Source organism: Lysobacter sp. N42, assembly GCF_004344885.1.
In genome coordinates this window covers 1-14330 of sequence record NZ_SKFB01000019.1, presented here as the reverse complement: position 1 = coordinate 14330, position 14330 = coordinate 1, and the positions used below count along the sequence as shown (strand labels likewise).

14 protein-coding genes are annotated in these 14330 nt (G+C 71.1%); 5 read left to right on the top strand and 9 right to left on the bottom strand.

The features are described 5' to 3' along the window. Window positions 1–35 precede the first annotated feature (35 nt). Window positions 36–2198 carry a VCBS repeat-containing protein gene (locus EYQ95_RS18375; RefSeq protein WP_132329008.1) on the top strand — a complete coding sequence of 721 codons (2163 nt, stop codon included), beginning with the start codon at window positions 36–38 and terminating at the stop codon, window positions 2196–2198. Between the two features lie 317 nt (window positions 2199–2515). Here the strand turns inward: EYQ95_RS18375 and EYQ95_RS18370 are convergent, their stop codons facing one another. Beyond that, window positions 2516–4141 (bottom strand): electron transfer flavoprotein-ubiquinone oxidoreductase, encoded by a 1626-nt coding sequence (locus tag EYQ95_RS18370; protein WP_132329006.1) that lies wholly within the window; start codon window positions 4139–4141, stop codon window positions 2516–2518. Between the two features lie 119 nt (window positions 4142–4260). Between EYQ95_RS18370 and EYQ95_RS18365 the strand changes: the two genes are divergently transcribed. After that, window positions 4261–4848: an alpha-ketoglutarate-dependent dioxygenase AlkB gene (locus EYQ95_RS18365; protein WP_132329004.1), complete on the top strand. Its 588-nt coding sequence runs from the start codon at window positions 4261–4263 to the stop codon at window positions 4846–4848. Window positions 4849–5101: 253 nt separating this feature from the next. Here EYQ95_RS18365 and EYQ95_RS18360 read toward each other — a convergent pair whose 3' ends face one another. From EYQ95_RS18360 to EYQ95_RS18345, 4 genes are all read right to left on the bottom strand, one after another. Further along, complete coding sequence (locus tag EYQ95_RS18360) at window positions 5102–5776, bottom strand: ABC-type transport auxiliary lipoprotein family protein (RefSeq protein ID WP_132329002.1); 675 nt, start codon at window positions 5774–5776, stop codon at window positions 5102–5104. Further along, window positions 5773–6699: an MlaD family protein gene (locus tag EYQ95_RS18355; protein WP_132329000.1), complete on the bottom strand. Its 927-nt coding sequence runs from the start codon at window positions 6697–6699 to the stop codon at window positions 5773–5775. Before EYQ95_RS18355 ends, EYQ95_RS18360 begins: the two co-directional genes overlap by 4 nt. Then, window positions 6700–7563 carry an ABC transporter ATP-binding protein gene (locus tag EYQ95_RS18350; RefSeq protein WP_132329090.1) on the bottom strand — a complete coding sequence of 288 codons (864 nt, stop codon included), beginning with the start codon at window positions 7561–7563 and terminating at the stop codon, window positions 6700–6702. A 66-nt stretch (window positions 7564–7629) separates the two neighbouring features. Further along, a complete protein-coding gene (locus tag EYQ95_RS18345) occupies window positions 7630–8754 on the bottom strand; it encodes an MlaE family lipid ABC transporter permease subunit (RefSeq protein WP_132328998.1) in 1125 nt (374 codons plus the stop codon). 70 nt (window positions 8755–8824) lie between these two features. Between EYQ95_RS18345 and EYQ95_RS18340 the strand changes: the two genes are divergently transcribed. Beyond that, a complete protein-coding gene (locus tag EYQ95_RS18340; RefSeq protein ID WP_132328996.1) occupies window positions 8825–10069 on the top strand; it encodes a threonine/serine exporter ThrE family protein in 1245 nt (414 codons plus the stop codon). 1 nt (window position 10070) lies between these two features. Here EYQ95_RS18340 and EYQ95_RS18335 read toward each other — a convergent pair whose 3' ends face one another. The 4 genes from EYQ95_RS18335 to EYQ95_RS18320 all read right to left on the bottom strand — a co-directional run bounded on the left by EYQ95_RS18335 (window position 10071) and on the right by EYQ95_RS18320 (window position 13292). Beyond that, a complete protein-coding gene (locus tag EYQ95_RS18335; RefSeq protein WP_132328994.1) occupies window positions 10071–10454 on the bottom strand; it encodes a DUF1232 domain-containing protein in 384 nt (127 codons plus the stop codon). Window positions 10455–10617: 163 nt separating this feature from the next. Continuing rightward, the gene (locus EYQ95_RS18330; protein ID WP_132328992.1) at window positions 10618–10992 is read right to left on the bottom strand and encodes an H-NS family nucleoid-associated regulatory protein; all 375 of its coding nucleotides are present in this window, start codon (window positions 10990–10992) and stop codon (window positions 10618–10620) included. Between the two features lie 94 nt (window positions 10993–11086). Then, entirely contained in the window at window positions 11087–12805 is a 1719-nt protein-coding gene (locus EYQ95_RS18325) for a proline--tRNA ligase (protein ID WP_132329088.1), read from the bottom strand. A 79-nt stretch (window positions 12806–12884) separates the two neighbouring features. Continuing rightward, on the bottom strand, window positions 12885–13292 hold the full coding sequence (locus EYQ95_RS18320; protein ID WP_132328990.1) for a DUF4124 domain-containing protein: 408 nt from the start codon (window positions 13290–13292) through the stop codon (window positions 12885–12887). A gap of 85 nt (window positions 13293–13377) precedes the next feature. Here EYQ95_RS18320 and pssA point away from each other — a divergent pair, with 85 nt between their 5' ends. Continuing rightward, the gene (gene pssA / locus EYQ95_RS18315; RefSeq protein ID WP_132329086.1) at window positions 13378–14145 is read left to right on the top strand and encodes a CDP-diacylglycerol--serine O-phosphatidyltransferase; all 768 of its coding nucleotides are present in this window, start codon (window positions 13378–13380) and stop codon (window positions 14143–14145) included. Continuing rightward, on the top strand, window positions 14142–14330 hold a 189-nt coding region (locus EYQ95_RS26600), incomplete at its 3' end, for a hypothetical protein (RefSeq protein ID WP_207916514.1). The genes pssA and EYQ95_RS26600, both read left to right, overlap by 4 nt.

Here is a 14330-nt window from a genome sequence, read left to right as displayed (position 1 = left end):
AAGCTGCCGCGGGGCAGTATCCGGAGCAGTCCTCCATGGAAGGTCCGCAGATGATGCGTCCCGTGCTCGTAGTCTTCGCCGGCGTGCTGTTGCTCACCGGCTGTCCCGGGAACCCGGGCGAGGCCCCATCGGTCCAGGAGAAGGGCGGCCGGGCCATGCAGTCCCGTGCCCGCGCACTGTCCCCCGCGCAGTCGGTGCCCATGCCGGGCCCGGACATGCGTACGATCGTCGCGAACGCGCGTGTTTCCAAATCCGGCACCGCCATGGCGGCCCGCCCAGCCGGCGCGGCGCGCGACGTCAACCTCGACGCGCGATCGGACATCGTCTGGCACAACGTCAACTCCGGCGAGCTCTATTACTGGCTGATGGGCCCCGGTGGAGTCGTGGGCGAGAACAGCGGCGCGCATCTGCCGATCGGCCACACCGCCTTGGGCAGCGGCGACTTCAACGGCGACGGCCGCGCCGACGTGGTTTCAGCGAGCAGCAGCGAAGTCCGCATCGCCCTGGCATCGGGCTGGACCTTCGCCGCGAGCCAGGTGGTGGCCGCGCGGCCACCCGGCGTGTGGACGCTCGCGGGGATCACCGACATCAATGGCGACGGCAAGTCCGACCTCGTCTGGCATCACCGTGGCTCCGGCGAGCTGTACTACTGGCTGATGGACGGCGCTGCGATCTTCGCCGGCCAGGGCGGCGCCTACCTGCCGGCCGGCTATACCGCGCTCGCGGGCGGCGACTTCGACGGCGACGGTCGCGGCGACATCCTCTCCGCCAGCCCGAGCGAGGTGCGCATCTCCTTCGGCCCTCGGGCTGGCACCGGTTGGATCATCGGCGAGCCGATACTCGTACAGTCGCGTCCGCCGTCGGAGTGGCGTTTCGGCGGCACGGGCGATCTCAATGGCGATGGCCGCACCGACGTGCTCTGGCACAACACCGCCACGCGCGAGGTCTACAGCTGGCTCATGTCCAGCACGACCATCGTGGGTGGGCAGGGCGGCACGTTCCTGCCTGACCGGGGCCGCACGATGGCGACCGGCGACGTCGACGGCGACGGCCGCGCGGACCTGGTCTACACGGGTGAGGGCGACATCCGCGTCGCCACCGCGCGCGCGGACGGCGGATTCGGCGCAGCCACGACGATCGGCCGCGTGCCGTTCGCCGGCTGGAAGTTCGTCGACGACGTCGAGCGCCCGAAGCCCGCCGTGCGCGGCGACGTCGATGGCGACGGCAAGGGCGACATGCTGTTCTTCAACACGCAGACGCGCGAGCTGTATGCGTGGATCCTCGACGGCGCCACGGTGGCGAAGGAGCAGGGCGGCACGGTCCTGCCGCCGGGCTTCGCACCGCTGGCCACCGGCGACTTCAACGGCGATGGCCGCGTGGACGTGTTCTCCACCGACGGCGCGGAGGTACGCCTTTCGCTCGCGCGTCCGGACGGGGGGTTCGCTGCGAGCGTCCGCGTCGCCGATCGACCCGAATCGAAATGGTCGTTCGGCGGGCTGGGCGACCTCGATGCAGACAGCCGTGTCGACGTGCTCTGGTTCGACACGGAGAAGAAGGAGATCTATGCCTGGCTGATGAGCGGGGCGGAGATCGTCGGCGGAAAGGGCGGCAACGCTTTCCTGCAGGCGGCGCATCGCCCGCTTGCCCTTGGCGACTTCAATGGCGATGGCATGGCGGACGTGCTGACGGTGGACAACGAGTCGAGTTGGGTGGATGCCGCCAACCCGCCACCCAACGGGTTCAGCCGCCTGTACAACAGCATCTACAACGTCTCGCTATCGCTCGTAACCGGCAGCTTCGCGCCGTCCGTGCATGTCGGCCAGCACAACTGGTATCCGACGCGGGGCATGTATGACCCATACGAGAAGCACTCGTATGGTGGTCTGGGTGACGCCAACGGCGACGGCCGCGACGACCTGTTTTTTACGGCGCGCAGTTCGTTCAGCTTGTCCAACTACGCTTACAGCTGGCTAATGAACGGCACCACCTATACAGCGACTGGCGGCACGACGGTCGACGGCCGTTGGAATGGCGCTATCGATGCCAACGGTGACGGCCTCGCCGACCTGCTCAATCCGAATGCCAGCCGGAGCGTCAACATCTACCTGGCGACGTCATCGGGAATCTATCTCGCACCCCGAGCGACCAAGGTCCTGCCTGCGGCACCTTGGCAATTGATCGAGCCGCGCATCCGGTGAAGACACGGCGCGCGGGCTTGCTCAACGCGGCGTAGTCCGTAAAGGCTAGAACGCGTCCGCTGGTTCGGCTTCGGTGGTTTCGGTTCTGCCGGAGTTCGGTCAGGCGTTCGTCGCAGCGTGCACGACCAGCTGATGACCGATCACGTTGCGTGCCCGCGCGCCCTCGCCTTACGTGTGCGACGAACAGACGCGCCGCAGCATCGGCGGCTCGGACGCGGCGCCATTGATCGATGCGGATGCCCAGCGCTTCGAATCGGTGCGAGAGATCGCGCACATGCCTGTTGTGGATGCGCGCCGGTCAGCCCCCGCTCCGATGGCTAGAGCATCTGGTAATTCGGCCCCGCTCCACCCTCCGGCGTCACCCAGTTGATGATCTCGTAGGGGTCCTTGATGTCGCAGGTCTTGCAGTGCACGCAGTTCGCCGCGTTGATCTGCAGGCGGCGGCCGGTGCCTTCGCTGCTGGCGTCCTCGACGATCTCGTAGACGCCGGCGGGGCAGAAGCGGGTGCAGGGGTTGCCGTACTCCTCGGTGCAGCGTGAGACGCAGATCGAGGTGTCGAGCACCTTGAGGTGCACGGGCTGGTCCTCGTCGTGCTCGGTGGCGGCGAAGTAGACGCCGGCGAGGCGGTCGCGCGGGGGGAGCGTGCGTTCGCCCCAGCCGCGGTCGGGGCTGTCGTACTCGGCCAGCTTCTCCATCTGGCACCAGTCGGGCTTGTTGCGCAGTGTCCACGGGGACTTGCCGCGCGTCACCGTTTCCCAGGCCGCATTGAGCAGGCCGAACCAGAGGCCGCGCTTGAAGCCGGGCTTGACGTTGCGGACGGTATGCAGCTCGGCCATCGCGGCGGAACCGCGCAGGGTGGCGTCCCAGCCGGCGGGCGAGAGCTGCGTCGCGACGAGGTGTTCGGCGGCGAGCATCCCCGAGCGGATCGCCTGGTGCGTGCCCTTGATCTTCGGCACGTTGAGCAGGCCCGCGGTGTCGCCGATCAGGATCGCGCCGGGCATCTCGCACGTGGGCAGGGACTGCCAGCCGCCCGTGACGATCGCGCGCGCGCCGGCGGAGACGATCGTGCCGCCCTCGAGCAGCGGCTTCACCATCGGATGGTTCTTCCACTGCTGGAAGGCTTCCCACGGTTTGTAGTTCGGATCCTTGTAATCGAGCCCACTGACGAAGCCGAGCGCGATGCGGCCCTTGTCGAGGTGGTAGAGGAAGCTGCCGCCGTAGGTAGACGTGTCGGCCGGCCAGCCGAGCGTGTGCACGATCTTGCCGGGCTGCACGCGCTCCTCCGGCACCTGCCAGAGCTCCTTGATGCCGATGGAGTAGGTCTGCGGGTCGTGGCCTTCGTCGAGCCGGAACTGCTTGACCAGACGCTTGGTCAGGTGCCCGCGCGCGCCCTCGGCGAGCACGGTGACCTTGGCGCGGATGTCGATGCCGGGCGTGTAGCCGGGCTTGTGCGAGCCGTCCTTCGCCACGCCCATGTCGCCGATGCGCACGCCGATCACGGCGCCGGACTCGTCGTGCAGCGTTTCGGCCGCGGCGAAGCCCGGGTAGATCTCGACGCCCAGCGCCTCGGCCTGCGGTGCGAGCCAGGCGCACATCGCCGACAGGCTCACGATCACGTTGCCGTGGTTGTTCATGCCCGGCGGCACGGGCAGCTTGCGCGCGCCGGTCTTCGACAGCAGCCAGAACTCGTCCTCGGTGGCGGGCACGCAGATCGGCGGCGGGTTGTCGCGCCAGTTGGGCAGCAGGGCATCCAGCGGGCCCGTCTCGATGACTGCACCCGACAGGATGTGGGCGCCGATCGTGGAGGCTTTCTCGATCACGCAGACCGAGATGTCGGGGTTGAGCTGCTTCAGGCGGATCGCGAACGACAGCCCCGCCGGCCCCGCGCCGACGGTGACGACGTCGTACTCCATCACGTCGCGTTCGATATCGGGCTGGCTCATGGGGCTCTCCGCGGGCTGGCCGGACATTGTCGCGCCTTGCGCGGTGGGCGCCAATCACGGGACGGCGCGGGGCTGTGGTGGCCGGTGGGGTGGCCCGCAGCGCGTGCTAGCGTCGCCGCATGCTCGAGCCGTTGACACTGCCGGGCGCCGAGCTGCGCCTGGATCCCGCCTGGCTGCCGGCCACCGAGGCCGACCGCCTGTTCGACCTGCTGCACGCGGGCCTGCCCTGGGAGAACCACCCGGTGCGGCTGTTCGGCCGCGAAGTGCCTGCGCCCCGCCTGAGCTGCTGGATGGGCGACGCCGCCTACCGCTATTCGGGCCTGGTGCGCGCGCCCCGGCCCTGGACGCCCGCGCTGGATGCGCTGCGCGCGCGCCTGGCGGCCGAGCTCGACGTGCCCTTCAACAGTGTGCTTGCGAATCTGTACCGCGACGGCGCGGACGCCATGGGTTGGCACGCGGACGACGAGGCCGAACTCGGCCCGGCCCCGGTGATCGCCTCGGTGAGTCTCGGCGCGACCCGGCGGTTCCTGCTGCGTACGCGCCAGGGGCCTGCGAGGCTGGCGCTGGACCTGCCGCACGGGAGCCTGCTGGTGATGGCCGGCGCCACGCAGGCGGCCTGTCGGCATGCGCTGCCGCGTACGCGCCGGCCCGTCGGGCCGCGGATCAACCTCACGTTCCGGCACGTCGTGCATGACGCGGATGCGTGACGGCGGGCAGGTTCGCATCCGCGGAGCCCCGGGCGGGGCGCGCCGCGGAGGTGAGCCGACCCGCGGCTGGAGGACGACACGCACTTACGAGGCAGAGCCACGCGGATCGGGGACGCGCATCGGTTGCGACGGCCCACCGCTACGGCGGGGCGCCGATCGCGATGCGCGCTACAGCGCCGGCACGGCGGCGCCGCAGCGACCTGGTGGGCAAGGACACGTCCGCGCCCTTGCCCCAGCCCGATGCCTGCCCGCTTTACGGGTGCCCCGTTCCGTCGTGCGCGCTGCCAGTGGCCAGCGTCCAGCCCGCCACGTCACGGGCGATCGCACCCAGCCCGCTCTCGAACGCCTCCACCACCTGCGGCACGGCGGTGCCCGCGGCCGGCATGGCCCGGAGGAAGGTGCGGCTGGCCACCACGTCGCGGTCCTGCGCGTGCAGCAGCTTGGCATTGACCTCGATGACCGCCGACGGCACCTGCGCGCCGGCGTAGTCGGCCTCGAAGCGCCGCACGTCGAGCACGAGCCGGTAGTCCGCACCCACGCCCGCGCCGGCGCGCGCGACCGCGGGGATCTTCCCGGAGTCCTCCAGCAGGCGCAGCAGCGTGCGCTCCACCATCTCCGCCGGGCGCTGCGCCCACTGCGCGCCCTTGTAGACCTGCAGCTCCTGCGGCGTCGGGCGCACGGCGATGCGCACGCTGTCGACCGGTCGCGCGACCTGTACCGACGCCACCACCAGCTGCCAGTCGACCTGCGGCCAAGCCGCATCGGCCTGCACCGCAGGCTGCGGCGCGTACAGCGTCGCCGGGTCCTTGCCCCCGCCCAGCAGCGCGCAGCCCGGCGCGGCCAAGGCCATCGCCAGCGCGCCCACGAGTGCTGCATGCGGCCACGCGCGTGCGCGCTCGGCCTTCCGGTTCCCGGTTACCGTCTTCATTCCGGTTCGAACTCCTTGGGCGAATCACGGCCCAGCAGATACCCCGCGGCGCCGCCTTCGAGGCGATCGGTCACCTGCCGCAGGTCACGCGTCAGTGCGCGCAACTCGGTGAGCGTCGGGCCGACCTGGCTCAACCCGTCGGTGGTGAAGTCGCTGATGGCCGCGCGGTTCTCGTTGACGATCGCATTGGCGCCGCCGGCGGCCGATTCCAGCTTCGAGAGCGTGCTGTCGAGCTTGCCCACCAGCCCCGGCAGCTTGCCCGCGAGTTCGCGGTCCACGTCGGCCACCACGTCGTCGGCGCGCGTCAGCGTGGACCTGAGCTCGGCGCTGGACACGCGGGCGTCGGCGATGATCAGGCGCAGATCCTCGCGCTGCGCGGCGAGCGAGCCGGTGAGCGATTCGATATTGGCCAGCGTGTTCGACACGCGCTGGATGTTCTGCTCGCTCAGCACCGCGTCCAGCCGGGCGACGAGGCGGTTGGCGGTGTCGGCGATGTTCTGCAGCGCCGAGGCTTCGGTGCGGATGACGGGGACGTCGCTGCGGTCGACCGCCACCAGGCGCGGCGCCTTCGGCGAACCGCCCGTGAGCTGGATGAAGGGCGGGCCGGTGATGCCGCTCTGCGACATCTTGGCGCGCGTATCCGTCTTGATCGGCGCATCGGCCTGCACGCGCAGCGTGGCGATGACGCGACGCGGGTCCTCGGGCGCGAGCCGCAGCGTCTGCACGGTGCCGACCGAGATGCCGTTGTACTGCACGGAGCTGCCTTCCGACAGGCCCGTGACCGGCTCGTCGAAGATCACCGCGTACTGCTGCCACTCCTTCTCGGAGGAATACTTAGCCGCCCACAGCGCGAACAGCAGCAGCGCCACCGAGGCGATCAGCGTGAACGCGCCGATCAGCACGTAGTTGGCCTTGGTTTCCATTCAGCGCGTTCCCCCGTTCTCGCGGGCCGTGCGCGCGGCGCGAGCGCGCGGGCCGTGGAAGTATTCCTGCACCCAGGGATGGTCGTACCGCTCCACGTCCCCGATCGGCGCCGCCACCACGACCCTGCGGTCGGCGAGGACGGCCACCCGGTCGCAGATAGCGTAGAGCGTGTCCAGATCGTGTGTGATGAGGAACACGGTGAGGCCCAGCGCCTGCTGCAGCGTGCGCAGCAGGTGGTCGAAGGCCGCCGCGCCGATGGGGTCGAGCCCGGCGGTGGGCTCGTCGAGGAACAGCAGCGGCGGGTCCAGCGCCAGCGCACGTGCCAGGCCCGCGCGCTTTCGCATGCCGCCGGAGAGCTGCGAGGGCAGCTTGTCGATGGCATCGGCCGGCAGGCCCGCGAGCTTGACCTTCAGGAGCGCGAGCTCGTAGCGCAGCGAGTCCGGCAGTTCCCGATGGTGCTCCTTCAGCGGCACCTGCACGTTCTCGCCGACGGTGAGCGAGGAGAACAGCGCGCCGTCCTGGAACAGCACGCCCGTGTTGCGCTCGATGTGGCGGCGGGCCTGCGCATCGTCGCTGCGCGCGTCCACGCCCAGCACCTCGATCTCGCCGGCGTCGGGCGTGCGCAGTTGCAGGATCGAACGCATCAGCACCGACTTGCCGGTGCCCGAGCCACCGACCACGCCGATGATCTCGCCGGGCATGACGTCGAGGTCGAGCCCGTCGTGCACCACCTGCTCGCCGAAGCGGTTGACCAGGCCGCGGATGCGGATGACGGGCGAGCCGGGGTGGTCGGGCCCGTGGTCGACGGAAGCGGGGGTGCGGGACTCGGGATCCGGGGAAACGATGCCTTCCCCACGCGGCATATCGCGCGAGGTCGCGGCGTGCTCTGGCTTTGTCGAATCCCGAATCACGAATCCCGAATCCCCGCCTCAGAAGTCCATCACCATGAACCACAACGCCGCGAACGCGTCGAGCACGATCACCAGCGCGATGGCCTGCACGACGGCCGACGTGGTGCGTTCGCCGACCGACTGCGCCGTGCCCTGAACCTGCAGGCCCTCCAGGCAGCCCACCAGCGCGATCACCGCGGCGAAGACCGGCGCCTTCGCCAGCCCCACCCACAGGTGCCGCACCTTGATGGTGTCGTGCATTCGCGCCAGGTACTGCTCCGGCGGAATGTCCAGCGCATAGGCGCCCACCACCAGGCCGCCGAGCAGGCCGGCGATGTTGGCCACGAACGTGAGCAGCGGCAGCATCACCAGCAGTGCGAGCAGCCGCGGTATGACGAGCAGGTCGATGGGGTCCATGCCCAGCGTGCGGATCGCGTCGATTTCCTCGCGGCTCTTCATCGAGCCGATCTGCGCGGTGAACGCACTCGCCGTGCGGCCCGCCAGGATGATCGCGGTGAGCAGCACGCCGAATTCGCGCAGGAAGGCCACGTTGACCAGTTCGACGACGTAGATCTCCGCGCCGAAGTCGCGCAGCACGTCGGCGCCGAGGAAGGCGATCACGGCACCGACCAGGAACGAGAGCACCGCCACCAGAGGCACCGCGTCGAAGCCGACCTGCTCCATGTGGTGCACCAGCGCGGTAGGCCGAAAACGCGTCGGCTCCTTGGCCGTGCGCACGAGCTTGACCAGCGTCTCGCCGAGGAAGCCCACCAGCGCCATCACCTCCCGTGCGTTGTCCTGCACCGCATGGCCCATGCGCCCGAGCGCGGCTGCGACGCCGAACTCGCGCCGGCGGCGGGGGCGATCGTCGGCCACGTCCTCGATGGCGCTGACCAGGGCGCGATGCTCCTCGCGGAAGTCGAAGGCCTGGAAATCGGTGCCGCAGCGGTGGGCGAAGCGCAGCAGCTGCAGCACGCCCAGCGAGTCCAGCCGCGTGATGCCCGTGGCGTCCACGGCATCGAACGTCGTCGGCGCGGCGGTCAGCGCCTCCGACAGGGCGGTGGCGTGCTCGATCGTCCAGTCACCCGACAGGCGCAGGTGCCCCGGCGTCGCGTCGTCGACGTGGGCGGCGGGCGGCGCGTGCGGGCGGAGGGAGGTCGTCATGCGTTCGCGCGGAGCATACAGGGCGGCCGTGGACGTACAGAACACGCCGCCTGCATGACATCCTGTCCGCATGCCCGAACCCCTGAGCGCCGCCAGCTACGCCGAACGCGTCGACTTCATGGTCGAACTGGCGCAGCGCCTGCACCGTTACGGCACCACGGCCGACCGCCTCGAGGGTGCGCTCACCGCCGTGGCCTCGCGGCTGGGCCTGGCCTGCGAGCCGTGGTCCAACCCGACGGGGCTGATCCTCACCTTCAGCGACCCGGTGCGGGCGACGGGCATGCGCGACACCACGCGCGTGCTGCGCCTGTCGCCCGGCGAGCACGACCTGCACCGCCTGGCCGAGACCGATCGTATCGCCGAGCAGGTGCTCGCGGGCGAACTCGACCTGCCCGGCGCGCTGGCGCAGATGCGCGCGCTGGACGCGCCGCCCACGCGTGCGACGCAGGCGCTGGAGGTGGGCGCGTTCGGGCTGGCGGCGGCATCGGTGGCAGGGCTGCTGCGGTTGCCCTGGCTGGACATCGGCGTGGCCGGCACGACGGGGGTGCTGATCGGCGTGCTCGCGGTGGCCTCGGCGACGCGCCCGCGGCTTGCCTCGGGGCTGGAGGCGGTCGCCGGCATGCTGGCCGCGGGCATCGCCGTGCTGGTGGCGAGCCTGGTGGCGCCGCTGAACCAGAACACGGTGATCATCGCGTCGCTCATCGTGCTGCTTCCCGGCCTGGCGCTGACCAACGCCCTGAACGAGCTCACCGGCCAGCAGCTGGTATCGGGCACGGCGCGCTTCGCCGGTGCCCTGACCACGGTCCTCAAGCTGGCCGTGGGCACGCTGGTGGCGATCGAGCTGGCCGTACTGCTGGGCCTGGAGCCGCAGGTGCGGGGCTTGCGTCCGCAGCCGGACGCGGTGGAATGGGTCGCGCTGGCGTTGGCCTCCCTGGCCTTCGCGGTGCTGTTCCGGGCGAGCCGGCGCGACTACCTGCGGGTGATGTGTGCCGCGGCCTCGGGCTACCTCATCGCGCGCTGGGTGGGCGAGGTGGCCGGCAGCCCAGCCGGCGTCTTCCTCGCCGCGCTGGCGATGACCGCGGCGGGCAACGCGTATGCGCGCTGGTGGCATCGCCCGGGCGCGATCATCCGGGTGCCGGGCATCATCATGCTGGTGCCCGGCAGCACCAGCCTGCGCGGGCTGCTGAGCCTGATCCAGCAACAGGACATGGGGGCCGGGCAGGCCGCGGTGGTGGCGGTGCTGACGGCGCTGGCCGCGCTGATCGCGGGCGTGCTGTTCGGCAACCTGCTGCTGCCCCCGCGACGCAACCTCTAGCTCAGCCCGGGCGCGAAAGGCGCATCGTCCACGCCAGCACGAGGGCGGCCACCGCCAGCCAGAGGGCGACGATCGCCACCGCCATGCCGCGGGCGACGGGGCGTTCGGCGGCGGCTTCGGCACGCCGGCGCGCGTCCGCCCGCACCTCGGGCGGCGTCAGGCGCATCACCAGCGCCACGCCGAGCGGTACCAGCACGAGGTCGTCGAGCAGGCCCAGCACGGGGATGAAGTCGGGAATCAGGTCGATCGGGCTCAGCGCGTAGGCGGCCACGAGCAGGGCGAGCAGGCGGACCGTCCAGGGCAGGCGCGGATCGCGCGCGGCGAAATGCACGACCAGCGCCTGGGCCTTGAGGCGGCGGGCGATGGGGCGGAGGCGGTCGAGCATGCGGAACTCCGGACGCGGGCGGGACGCGGGGGCGGTCGGCGCGCCCGGGCGCCGCGAAGCAGGCCCTGGCGAGGCTGGCGCGCCGGCGGTGAGCGGCCCGTCGCGGCCCGGAAAACGACGACGCCGGCCCGGGGCCGGCGTCGAATATCGGGTCCGCCTCGCCTCAGGCGATGCGGAACTCCTCCAGCGCGCGCCCCTGTGCCGTGTAGGACGCCAGCCAGCGGGGCTGCTTGCCGCGGCCGCTCCAGGTATTGGCGGCGTTGGCCGGATCGCGGTACTTGGGTGCGACCTTGCTGCCGGCCATCTTCGAGGGCTTGCGCGTGCCCTTGGCGGCGCGCGGCGCCGGCGCGGGGGCCGCGGTGCCGCGGCTGCCGAAGAGTTCGGCGATGGAGTAGCCCTCGGCGCGGGCGATCTGCTCCAGGCGCTTGCGCACGGTGGCCACCGGCTTGCGCTTCTTGAGTACCGCGCGGCGCTTGTTGGCCTGCGCGATCAGCGCCTCGAGCTCCTTCGCCGACATGCTGTTCAGATCGAATGCCACGGGATTCTCCGGAAATGGAAATGAAAATGGGCCGCCGATAATCGCGGGCGGCCCATCCTAACCGGCATGATTAATGCGGTAAATCTCGGCGCGATTATCCCGGCCGCGTCACGCGCGCGATCGCGGCCTCGCGGTCGAGCTGCTCGGCCTCGCTGGCGCGGCGATGGCGGTATTCGTAGCTTCCCGCGGCCAGGCCGCGTTCGGAGACCACGATGCGGTGCGGAATGCCGATCAGCTCGATGTCGGCGAACATCGCCCCCGGGCGCAGGCCGCGATCGTCCAGCACCACGTCCACGCCGGCCTGCTGCAGCTCGCGGTAGAGCGCCCGGGCGGCCTCGTCGACGGCCTCCACGCCCTTGGGATTGATCACGCAGACCGCCACCTGCCAGGGCGCGATCGCCTCCGGCCAGATGATCCCGTTCTCGTCGTGGTTCTGCTCGATCGCCGCGGCCACGATGCGCGAGACCCCGATGCCGTAGCAGCCCATCGCGGGCGTGACGGCGCGGCCGGTCTCGTCCAGCACGGTGCACTTCATCGCCTCGGCGTACTTGCGGCCGAGCTGGAAGACGTGGCCGACCTCGATGCCGCGCGCGATGCCCAGCGTGCCGGTGCCGTCGGGCGAGGGATCGCCTTCCACGACGTTGCGGATGTCGGCGACCAGGCCCGGCTCAGGCAGGTCGCGGCCCCAGTTCACGCCGGCCAGGTGCGCGCCGTCCTCGTTGGCGCCGACCACGAAGTCGGCCATCGCGGCGACGGCACGGTCGGCGAGCACGAAGATCGGCGCCGCCGGCCTGACCGGCCCGAGGAAGCCCGGCGAGGCGCCCAGGTGCGCGCGGATCTCGTCTTCCGTGGCGAGGCGGTACTCGCCCATGCCCGGCAGCTTGGCCAGCTTGATCTCGTTGACCACGTGGTCGCCGCGCACGAGCGCGAGCACGAAACGCGGGTTGTTCTCCGGGTCCAGGCCCATCAGGGCGACCGACTTGACCGTGCGCGCGAGCGGGATGCCCATCAGCGCGGCGACGTCCTCGCAGGTCTTCTGCGTGGGCGTGTCCACGCGCCGCATCGTTTCGGTGGCGGGCGCGCGCTCGCCGGGCGAAACCGCCTCGGCCAGCTCCACGTTCGCGGCGTAGTCCGAGCCGGTCGAATAGGCGATGGCGTCCTCGCCGGAGTCGGCCAGCACGTGGAACTCGTGCGAGGCGCTGCCGCCGATGGCGCCGGTGTCGGCGAACACCGCGCGGAACTTCAGGCCCAGCCGCGTGAAGATGCGCCCGTAGGTGTCGTACATGTTGCGGTACTCGCGGGCGAGGTCCTCGTCGCTCACGTGGAACGAGTAGGCGTCCTTCATCAGGAACTCGCGCGCGCGCATCACGCCGAAGCGCGGGCGGATCTCGTCGCGGAACTTGGTCTGGATCTGGAAGAAGTTGACCGGCAGCTGCTTGTAGCTCGACAGCTCCTGGCGCGCGAAGTCGGTGATGACCTCCTCGTGCGTGGGGCCGTAGGCGTACCAGCTCTCCTTGCGGTCCTGGATCTTCAGCAGCTGCCCGCCGAACTTTTCCCAGCGGCCCGTCTCTTCCCAGAGCTCGCGCGGCTGGATCGACGGCATCAGCACCTCGATCGCGCCCGCGTTCGTCATCTCCTCGCGGACGACGCGCTCGACCTTGCGCAGCACGCGCAGGCCCAGCGGGCTCCACGTGTACACGCCGGCGGCGAGCTTGCGGATCATGCCCGCGCGCAGCATCAGCCGATGGCTGACGACTTCGGCGTCGGCGGGGGTTTCCTTGGTGGTGCGGAGGTGGAACTGCGACAGGCGCATCGGCGTGGCTTTGAAGGCGCGGGAGCCGGCCATTCTGCCACGCGGATGCCGCCGGCCCGGCCGTGGCCGGGCGCGGCCCTCACGCGCGGGGCTTGCCGCCGGCCGCGTTCGCGGCAGGGGCGTCGCAATAGGTTTCGATCTGCGCCTCGGCCAGCTTCAGGCGGCTTGCCCGTTCGGCCGCGGTGAGCTCGCGGTCGGGCTTGCCGTCCTTGTTCTCGTCCACGCCCACCTTGGCGGTGCCCTGCAGCAGCGCGAGGTTGCTGCGGGCATTGCTGCAGTCGGCATTCACCACGGGCTTGGGGGCCGCCGGCGCGGGCGGGCGCCGGTCGTTCATCGGGCGCGTGGTGGCCTTGCGGCCCGGTGGCGGCGAGTCCGAGTAATGGGTGACGCCGCGGGCGTCCTTCCACGTGTAGACCTCGCCGGCGTGGGCCGCCAGCGGCAGCAGGGCGAGGGCGAGGAGCAGGGCGGTGCGGTCGGGCCGGCGCATGGCGGAGTCCGGGAGGGCGCGGAATGGCCCGATTGCAGCACCACGCCCGGCGCGGGGCAAGCGATACACTGCCGAAATGGAATCCATGCCCCCGCAGGTTCAGGCTCGGCCGCGCGCCCGCGGCATCTACCTGCTGCCCAACCTGTTCACCACCGGCGGCCTGTTCGCCGGCTTCTACGCGATCATCGCCGCCTCGCAGGGCAACTGGGCCGACGCCAGCATCGCCGTGTTTGTCGCCGCGATCCTCGACGGCGTCGACGGCCGCGTGGCCCGCCTGACCAACACCCAGAGCGAGTTCGGCGTGCAGTACGACTCGCTGGCCGACCTGATCAGCTTCGGCCTGGCGCCGTCCATGCTCATGTACCACTGGGCGCTGGCCGCCATGCGGCTGGACGGGCCCGTGCCCGGCAAGCTCGGCTGGGCCGCCGCCTTCCTGTACGCCGCCTGCGCCGCGCTGCGGCTGGCGCGCTTCAACTCGCAGGTGGGGCAGGTGGACAAGCGATGGTTCATCGGCCTGGCGAGCCCTGCCGCCGCCGGCCTGGTCGTGAGCTTCGTCTGGGCCTGCACCAGCTTCGGCCTCGGCGGCGAGGACCTGCGCTACCCCGCGCTCGCCGTCACGGTGGCCGCCGCGATCCTGATGGTCAGCCGCCTGCGCTACTTCAGCTTCAAGGGCGGCGGTCCGCGCAACGACCGGGTGCCCTTCCTGGCGCTGCTGGTGGCGGTGGCGGTGCTGGTGGCGATCGCCATCGACCCGCCGGTCGTGCTGCTGGGCATCACCGCGCTGTATGCGCTGTCGGGTCCCGGCTACTGGATCTGGCGCCGCCTGCGGCACCAGCCGGAGGTCGTCGGGTGAGCCTGCCCTGGTCGGCGCAGCAGCTGGAGTGGCTCAGGGAGATGGGCCTGGACGTGTTCGCGCGGCGCGCTCCAGGCGGGGCCGCGGCGCCCGTGCCAGCCCACGTGCGGACGGAGGCCGCCCTGCCGGCGTCGCCTCCGACGGCCGACGCGGATCGCGCCACCGGCACGCCGCGCATCCCGCCG

Coding starts and splice junctions, on each gene's coding strand:
- EYQ95_RS18350 (WP_132329090.1), bottom strand. CDS start 7,563: ATGCCGCGTGGGGAAGGCATCGTTTCCCCGGATCCCGAGTCCCGCACC.
- EYQ95_RS18325 (WP_132329088.1), bottom strand. CDS start 12,805: ATGCGCCTGTCGCAGTTCCACCTCCGCACCACCAAGGAAACCCCCGCC.
- EYQ95_RS18360 (WP_132329002.1), bottom strand. CDS start 5,776: ATGAAGACGGTAACCGGGAACCGGAAGGCCGAGCGCGCACGCGCGTGG.
- EYQ95_RS18365 (WP_132329004.1), top strand. CDS start 4,261: ATGCTCGAGCCGTTGACACTGCCGGGCGCCGAGCTGCGCCTGGATCCC.
- EYQ95_RS18335 (WP_132328994.1), bottom strand. CDS start 10,454: ATGCTCGACCGCCTCCGCCCCATCGCCCGCCGCCTCAAGGCCCAGGCG.
- EYQ95_RS18320 (WP_132328990.1), bottom strand. CDS start 13,292: ATGCGCCGGCCCGACCGCACCGCCCTGCTCCTCGCCCTCGCCCTGCTG.
- EYQ95_RS18345 (WP_132328998.1), bottom strand. CDS start 8,754: ATGACGACCTCCCTCCGCCCGCACGCGCCGCCCGCCGCCCACGTCGAC.
- EYQ95_RS18375 (WP_132329008.1), top strand. CDS start 36: ATGGAAGGTCCGCAGATGATGCGTCCCGTGCTCGTAGTCTTCGCCGGC.
- pssA (WP_132329086.1), top strand. CDS start 13,378: ATGCCCCCGCAGGTTCAGGCTCGGCCGCGCGCCCGCGGCATCTACCTG.
- EYQ95_RS18370 (WP_132329006.1), bottom strand. CDS start 4,141: ATGAGCCAGCCCGATATCGAACGCGACGTGATGGAGTACGACGTCGTC.
- EYQ95_RS18355 (WP_132329000.1), bottom strand. CDS start 6,699: ATGGAAACCAAGGCCAACTACGTGCTGATCGGCGCGTTCACGCTGATC.
- EYQ95_RS18340 (WP_132328996.1), top strand. CDS start 8,825: ATGCCCGAACCCCTGAGCGCCGCCAGCTACGCCGAACGCGTCGACTTC.